The 7507-nt window shown below is 69.1% G+C and carries 6 protein-coding genes; all 6 read left to right on the forward strand.

What is annotated here, in order from left to right:
• The first annotated feature begins 224 nt into the window (after positions 1 to 224).
• A complete protein-coding gene (locus tag ACJ73U_RS40520) occupies positions 225 to 3266 on the forward strand; it encodes a ThuA domain-containing protein (RefSeq protein WP_407783091.1) in 3042 nt (1013 codons plus the stop codon).
• Positions 3267 to 3373: 107 nt separating this feature from the next.
• Positions 3374 to 4168 (forward strand): ABC transporter permease, encoded by a 795-nt coding sequence (locus tag ACJ73U_RS40525; protein ID WP_407783092.1) that lies wholly within the window; start codon positions 3374 to 3376, stop codon positions 4166 to 4168.
• Positions 4169 to 4211: 43 nt separating this feature from the next.
• The gene (locus ACJ73U_RS40530; protein WP_407783093.1) at positions 4212 to 5240 is read left to right on the forward strand and encodes an ABC transporter substrate-binding protein; all 1029 of its coding nucleotides are present in this window, start codon (positions 4212 to 4214) and stop codon (positions 5238 to 5240) included.
• 97 nt (positions 5241 to 5337) lie between these two features.
• The gene (locus tag ACJ73U_RS40535) at positions 5338 to 6111 is read left to right on the forward strand and encodes an ABC transporter ATP-binding protein (RefSeq protein ID WP_407783096.1); all 774 of its coding nucleotides are present in this window, start codon (positions 5338 to 5340) and stop codon (positions 6109 to 6111) included.
• A gap of 12 nt (positions 6112 to 6123) precedes the next feature.
• Positions 6124 to 7275, forward strand: coding sequence for a Gfo/Idh/MocA family protein (locus ACJ73U_RS40540; RefSeq protein ID WP_407783094.1), 1152 nt, complete (start codon positions 6124 to 6126; stop codon positions 7273 to 7275).
• Positions 7272 to 7507 (forward strand): DUF993 family protein (locus ACJ73U_RS40545; RefSeq protein WP_407783095.1); only part of this gene is annotated, 236 nt, incomplete at its 3' end. The genes ACJ73U_RS40540 and ACJ73U_RS40545, both read left to right, overlap by 4 nt.

Genomic DNA, 7507 nt, shown 5'->3' on the forward strand with positions numbered 1-7507 from the left:
GCCACCTGCGGCGATCTCGCGTCAACGCGAAATCCGGGCCCGACGAGCGGGGTCGCCTGGGCATGTGCGGGCTCCTCGACAATTACCGGTACGACTGACCGCTGCGGGACCGATACATACCGTTACTGTTGATCATAGGAAAGCCCTTGCCGCGACCAGGTTCGGACAAATAGAGTCCTGGGAAAGCGCTTGCCTGGCAGAGTCGCCCATGGCGGGAGGAACTCGTGAGAACCCGGAGCTGCGTCGCAGCGTTCTGTCTGTCGCTGGTCGTGGGCACCATGGCGGCACCGGTCGCGACCGCTCAGGCCCGGTTCGAAGTGCTCGTCTTCTCCAAGGTCAACGGCTACCACCACGACTCGATCCCCGCCGGTCAGCAGGCGATCGTCGAGCTGGGCGCCGAGCACGGCTTCGGCGTCACCGTCACCGACGACGCGAGCGTCTTCACCGACGCCGGCCTCGCCCCCTACCAGGCGGTCGTCTTCAACAACACCAACAGCCGCGACGGCGCGATCCTCACCGCGGACCAGCGTGCCGCGTTCGAACGCTACATCCGCGGCGGCGGTGGCTACGCCGGCATCCACTCCGCCAGCGGCACCGAGTACGACTGGCCCTGGTACGGCCAGTTGGTGGGCGCCTTCTTCGACAAGCACCCGGCCGTCCAGCCGCTCAGGGTGCAGGTCGACGACCGCGTCCACCCGTCGACGAGGGACCTGCCCCAGGACTGGGCGTGGACCGAGGAGCCCTACGACTTCCGCACCAACCCCCGCGGCAGCGTGCACGTCCTCGCCAGCTATGACACCCGCAGCTACACCGGCCACACGATGGGCGCCGACCACCCCATCTCCTGGTGCCAGGACTTCGACGGCGGCCGCTCCTGGTACACGGGTCTCGGCCATGAGGTGAGCGCGTACAGCGACCAGAACTTCCGCGCGCACATCCTCGGCGGCATCGAGTGGGCGGCCGGCGCGGCCAAGGGCGACTGCGGACCCACCCAGGACGACCGCTGGCGGAAGACCCTCCTCGAGGGCGACACCGACGACCCGCTGCAGCTCGAGGTCGACAACCGGGGCCGCGTCTTCTACATCCAGCGCGCCGGCCAGCTCAACGTCTACGACCCGCGGGTCGGCCACACCTACGAGGCCGGCAGGTTCGACGCGTTCGTCCTGCAGACCCACGGCATGCACGGCTTCGCGCTGGACCCGGACTTCGCCAGGAACGGCTACATCTACGTCTACTACTCGCCGCGGACCAAGAACGTGAACCGCCTGTCGCGGGTCACCTTCGACGAGTTCACCAACACCGTCAAGAACGAGAAGGTCCTGCTGGAGTTCTTCTCCCAGCGGGAGATCAACGCCCACGAGGGCGGCGGCATGGACTTCGACAGCAAGGGCAACCTGTACCTCGCCACCGGCGACAACACGGACCCGTGCTGCGAGGGCTACGCGCCGATCGACGAGCGCCCCGGCCGGGAGAACCAGGACGCCCAGCGCACCGCCGCCAACACCAACGACCTCCGCGGCAAGATCCTCCGCGTCCACCCGGAACCCGACGGCACGTACACGGTCCCGGACGGCAACCTGTTCCCGCCCGGCACCGCGAGGACTCGCCCCGAGATCTACGTGATGGGCCTGCGCAACCCGTACCGCCTGCACGTCGACCCCACCAACGACTGGGTGTACTGGGGCGAGGTCGGCCCGGACGCGCAGGACGACAACCCGACCCGCGGCCCGATGGGCTACGACGAGTTCAACATCGCGAAGGCACCCGGCAACTTCGGCTGGCCGCTGTGCATCGGCAAGAACCGCCCGTACATCGAGTACGACTTCGCGACCGGCACCCCCGGCCAGCCGTACGACTGCGACGGCGGCCCCACCAACAACTCGCCGAACAACACCGGCCTCACGCGGCTCCCGCCCGTGCAACCGGCCTGGCTGCCCTACCCGTACCGGGTCAGTGACGAGTGGCCCGAGCTGGGCACCGGCGGCCGCCTCGCGGTCGGCGGCCCCACCTACCACTACAACCCCGACCTCGACTCGGAGACGAAACTCCCCGAGTACTACGACGGCACGACGTTCATCGCCGACTGGACGCGCAACGCCGTCTTCGAGGTGAAGAAGGACGGCGCGGGGAACGCCCTGTCCCTCAACAGGTTCCTGCCGCACAGCACGTTCCTGCGGCCGATAGACATGGAGATCGGCCCGGACGGCGCGCTGTACGTGATCGAGTGGGGGACGAACTACGGCGGCTCCGGCCGTGGCGACCCCAACTGGGACTCGGGCATCTACCGCCTCGACTACCTCCGCCCGGGAGAACGCGCGCCGGTCGCCAGGGCCACCGCGACCCCGGCTTCCGGCCACGGCCCGCTGACCGTCCGCCTCGCCAGCCAGTCGACGGACCCGGACGGCCAGGCACTCACGTACGCGTGGGACTTCGACGGTGACGGCAGGACCGACTCGACGGACGCCGACCCGACCCACACGTTCACCAGCGACGGCACGCACCAGGCACGCCTCGTCGTCACCGACCCGACGGGCCGCGGGTCGGCGACCACCGTCAGGGTGACGGTCGGCAACACGGCACCGACCGTCAGGATCACGGATCCGGTGGAGGGCCAGGTCTTCGACTGGGGCGTGCCGATCCCGTACACGCTGCGGGTGACCGACCCCGACGGCGCGGTCGACTGCGACCTGCCGCTGACGAAGGGCGGCGTCGGCCACCTGCGGCAGGTGCACCCGGTGAGCCAGAACCGTGGCTGCGCGGGCGAACTGACCCCGACCATCGTCGCCGGCCACGAGCCCAAGGACAACCTGACCTACGTCCTCGACGCGAGCTACACCGACACGGGCACCCCGGCGCTCACCGCGACCGACCGCGTCACGCTGCAGCCGCGGCACAAGGAGGCCGAGCACTACAGCCGGCAGAGCGGCACCCGCGTCGTCAACAACAGCGAGGGCAACGGCGCCGGCCTGGTCGGCGGCATCTCGAACGGTGACTGGTTGAGCTTCACCCCGGTGAACCTGAAGGGCGTGACCGGCCTCAGGTTCCGCGTCGCCAGCAGCGCCAACGGCGGCACGATCGAAATACGGCAAGGGAACCCGGACGGCCCGCTGCTGGGCGGCGCCGCCGTACCGGTGACCGGCGGCGGCCAGAACTGGACCGTGGTCACGGCACCGGTGACCGACCCCGGCGTCACGCACGAGCTGTTCCTCGTGGCCAGGGGCGGCACCGGAGACCTGTTCAACCTCGACTGGTTCGAGTTCGCTTGAGAATGAGAAGGTGGCGGCATTAGGTGTCAAGCATGGTGACCTCAAACGAAGCACGGGCCGAGCCGAAACCGGCGAGGCCCACGCCGGAACCGATGCCGGGTGCCACGATGGGCACGCGCGTCGTGAAGCTCCTCGACTCGCTGTGGCGGCCGGCGCTGCTGCTCGGGCTCATCTTCGTGGCGTGGTGGATCATCACCGCGGCCGGTTGGGTGCAGCCGTACCTGGTGCCGACGCCGAAGGCGGTGTGGGACCGGATCGTCCAGGACTGGTCGTCGCTGATGTACCACTCCTACGTCACCTTCTACGAGACGGTGGTCGGCTTCCTGCTCGCGAGCGTGCTCGGCCTCGTCACGGCCGTGGCGATCGCCTACTCGAGGACGATGGAGCGGACGCTCTACCCGATCGTCCTGTTCGCACAGGTGATCCCGAAGATCGCGATCGCACCGCTGATCGTCGTGTGGTTCAGCAACGGTCTCGCCTCGAAGATCATCCTGGCGGTGCTGATCGCGTTCTTCCCCGTGGTCGTCTCGGGGGTGGCCGGGCTCCGCTCGACCGACCCCGAGCTGCTGGAACTGTCCTCGACCATGGGCGCCAGCCGGTGGCAGACGTTCCGCAAGATCCGTTTCCCCAACGCGCTGCCCCATCTCATGGCCGGGTTGAAGGTGGCGGTGACGCTCGCCGTGGTCGGTGCGGTGGTCGGCGAGTTCGTCGGGGCCAGCGAGGGGCTCGGCTACGAGCTGATGATCGCCAACGGGAACCTCGACTCGCCGCTGCTGTTCGCCGCCCTGATCCTCATGTCGCTCATCGGCATCCTCCTGTTCGTGGCCGTCGAGGTGCTCGAGGCCCTGCTGATCCCGTGGCACGCCAGCCGCCGGGCCGCCACCCCACTCACGACCTCCTGAGCTGCCGGGCCACCCGCAAGCTCCGCTCCGAAGGGACATCTCAATGAAGCGTTTACTGACAGGCATAGTCGCCGCGGCACTACTCGTCGGGTGCGCCCCGAGCGGGCAGAACAACAACAGCGGCTCGGGTTCGACGAACTCGGGCAGCAGTGGTCCGAAGGAGACGGTCACCTTCACCCTCAACTGGGTGCCCTACGGCGAGCACGCGCCGTTCTACTACGGGATCGAGAAGGGCTACTACGCCGACGAGGGCATCGACCTGCAGATCAAGCCGGGCAGCGGTTCCGGCACCACGATCAAGGCGGTCGCGCAGGGCCAGACCACGTTCGGCTGGGCGGACACCCCGCCGCTGCTCAACGCGATCTCGAGCGGCATGCCGGTGAAGAGCGTCGGTGTGTTCCTGCAGAAGGGACCGGCGTCGATCGAGTTCCTGGCGGAGAAGAACATCAAGTCCATCAAGGACCTCAAGGGCAAGACCGTCGGCGGCACCCCCGGCGACGCCATGTACGCGTCGTTCCCCGCGCTGCTCGCGGCGAACGGCATGCAGCCGTCGGACGTCACCGTCGTGAACATGGACGCCGCCAACAAGATCGCGCAGCTCGCGGCCGGTCAGGTCGACGCGATCATGGGCTTCTTCCACGACCAGGGGCCGACGATCGAGAACAAGACCGGCAAGAAGGTCGACCACCTGCTGTTCGCCGACTCCGGGCTGAACATGCTCGGCCTCGGCATCGTAGCCAGCGATGATACGCTATCGTCCAAAAAGGACCTCGTCGGCAAGTTCGTGCGGGCCACCCAGAAGTCGTGGACCGAGGCCGCGAAGCACCCCGAGGACGCCGCGAAGGTCATGGTCGACCTGGCCGAGAACGAGCCGCCGCAGGAGGTCCTCGTCAAGCAGCTCAAGCTGGCGATCACGCTGCTGCAGCTGAAGACCGCCGGCGCGCCGGGGGTGAACACGGAGAAGCAGTGGAGCGACACCATTGACGTCATGTCGAAGAACGCCGGGCTGAAGGAGCCGGGCGAGCCGTCCAAGTACTGGAACGGCAGCTTCGCGAAGGCCGACGGATCATGACAGGCGTGAGCGGAGCTTGCGGAGCAAACCATGGGCACGGCGCCGACGAACGGCGTCACCGAGCCTGCGAGGGGACGTCGTGAGCGGTGACGCAGTTATGACCGGCACCGCCGTCGACATCGAGAACGTGACGGTCCGGTTCCGCTCCAAGCGGTCCACCACCACCGCGCTCGACGACGTCAGCATGCGGATCGAGGCCGGCGAGTTCATCTCGATCGTCGGCCCGTCCGGGTGCGGCAAGTCCACCCTGCTCAAGGCGGTCGCCGGGCTGGTGAGGCCGACCGAGGGCACGATCTCGCTGTTCGGCACCGAGGTCACCAGGCCACAGCGGAACATCGGCTTCGCGTTCCAGCGCGCGGCACTGCTGGAGTGGCGGGGCGTGCGCAAGAACATCCTGCTGCAGGCCGAGATGCGCGGCATGGACAGGGCCAGGGCCGGGCGGCGTGCCGACGAGCTGATCGAGCTGACCGGTCTCACCGGGTTCGAGAAGGCGTTGCCGCACGAGCTCTCCGGCGGCATGCAGCAGCGGGTGGCGCTGTGCCGCGCGCTGCTGCACGAGCCGCCGGTCCTGCTCATGGACGAACCGTTCGGCGCGCTCGACGCGCTGACCCGCGAGCAGCTCAACGCCGAGCTGAACAAGATCTGGCGGGAGACCGGCACGACCATCCTGCTGGTCACGCACTCCATCGCCGAGGCCGTGTTCCTCGGCACCCGGGTGGAGGTGATGAGCCCGCGCCCGGGCCGGTTGATGCGCACGCTGCCGGTGGAACTGCCCCGGGAACGGGAGTACGCGCAGGTGATGACCGACACCCGGTTCGGCGCGCTCACCCGCGAGATCCGTGAACTTCTCGGCGCACACGAGTCTCACTAATAGGAGAACCACATGTCCCGCAGGTCGATCGGCATCGTCCTCAACGGCGTGACCGGACGCATGGGTTACCGCCAGCATCTGGTCCGCTCGATCCTGGCCATCCGTGCGGACGGCGGCCTCCCGCTGCCCGACGGCACGGTGCTCTGGCCGGAGCCGGTGCTGGTCGGCCGCAACGAGAGAAAGCTCGCCGAGATCGCCGGGCAGCACGGGTTGTCCGACTGGACCACGGATCTGCACGCCGCGCTCGCCCGCGACGACGTCGAGATCTACTTCGACGCGCTCACCACCCAGCGGCGCGAGAAGGCGATCAAGGCGGCGATCGACGCCGGCAAGCACATCTACACCGAGAAACCCCTCGCCATGGACGTCGCGGGCGCACTGGACCTCGCGCGCGCGGCGACCGCGGCGGGGGTGTGCAACGGCGTGGTGGCGGACAAGATCTTCCTGCCCGGCCTGCGAAAGCTCAAGCGCCTCGTCGACAGCGGCTTCTTCGGCCGGGTCCTGTCCGTCCGGGCGGAGTTCGGCTACTGGGTGTTCGAGGGCGACTGGCAGCGCGCGCAGCGGCCGTCGTGGAACTACCGGGCCGAGGACGGCGGCGGTGTCGCGCTGGACATGTTCCCGCACTGGCACTACGTGCTGGAGAACCTGTTCGGCCCGGTCCGCGCGGTGCAGGCCACGATCCGCACGCACATCCCGAAGCGCTGGGACGAGAACGGCGAGGAGTACACGGCGTCGGCCGACGACGCGGCGTACGCGATCTTCGAGCTGGACGGCGGCGTGATCGCCCAGTTCAACTCCTCCTGGTGCGTCCGGGTGTTCCGGGACGAGCTGGTCGAGTTCCAGGTGGACGGCACGGCGGGCTCCGCGGTCGCGGGGCTGCGCCGCTGCCGCGCCCAGTCCCGGGTGGCGACCCCGATGGCGGTGTGGGACCCGGATGCGCCGGCGGGCGCCGACGCGCGGGGCGACTGGGCCGAGGTCCCCGACAACGAGCCCTTCGACAACGGTTTCCGCGTGCAGTGGGAGCGTTTCCTGCGCCACGTCTACGGAGGCGAGCCGTTCCCGTGGGACTTCGCCGCCGCCGCACGGGGTGTGCAGCTGGCCGAGCTGGGGCTGCGGGCCGCCCGTGAGGGCCGGCGGATAGAGGTACCGGAGCTGTTCCGATGAGTTCCATCGTGCTCCCCGGTGGGGAGCGCTACGAGCTGCGGGGCGGTGCAGTGGTGGGCGCCGGCCGCACCCCGGCCACCAGCCGCATCGCCTACGCCGCCGCCCACGTGGTGGCCGACCCGTTGGCGGAGAACGTGCCCGGGGCGCCGGCGGCGCTGGACTGGGACGCGACACTCGCGTTCCGGCACCACCTGTGGCGCCATGGCCTCGGCGTGGCCGAGGCCATGGACAC

Source organism: Actinophytocola sp., from assembly GCF_045807065.1.
GTDB lineage: Bacteria > Actinomycetota > Actinomycetes > Mycobacteriales > Pseudonocardiaceae > Actinophytocola.

Bases quoted from the DNA above. Each gene is read 5' to 3' on its own strand.
- ACJ73U_RS40535 (WP_407783096.1), top strand. From the start codon at position 5,338: ATGACCGGCACCGCCGTCGACATCGAGAACGTGACGGTCCGGTTCCGC.
- ACJ73U_RS40530 (WP_407783093.1), top strand. From the start codon at position 4,212: ATGAAGCGTTTACTGACAGGCATAGTCGCCGCGGCACTACTCGTCGGG.
- ACJ73U_RS40540 (WP_407783094.1), top strand. From the start codon at position 6,124: ATGTCCCGCAGGTCGATCGGCATCGTCCTCAACGGCGTGACCGGACGC.
- ACJ73U_RS40525 (WP_407783092.1), top strand. From the start codon at position 3,374: ATGGGCACGCGCGTCGTGAAGCTCCTCGACTCGCTGTGGCGGCCGGCG.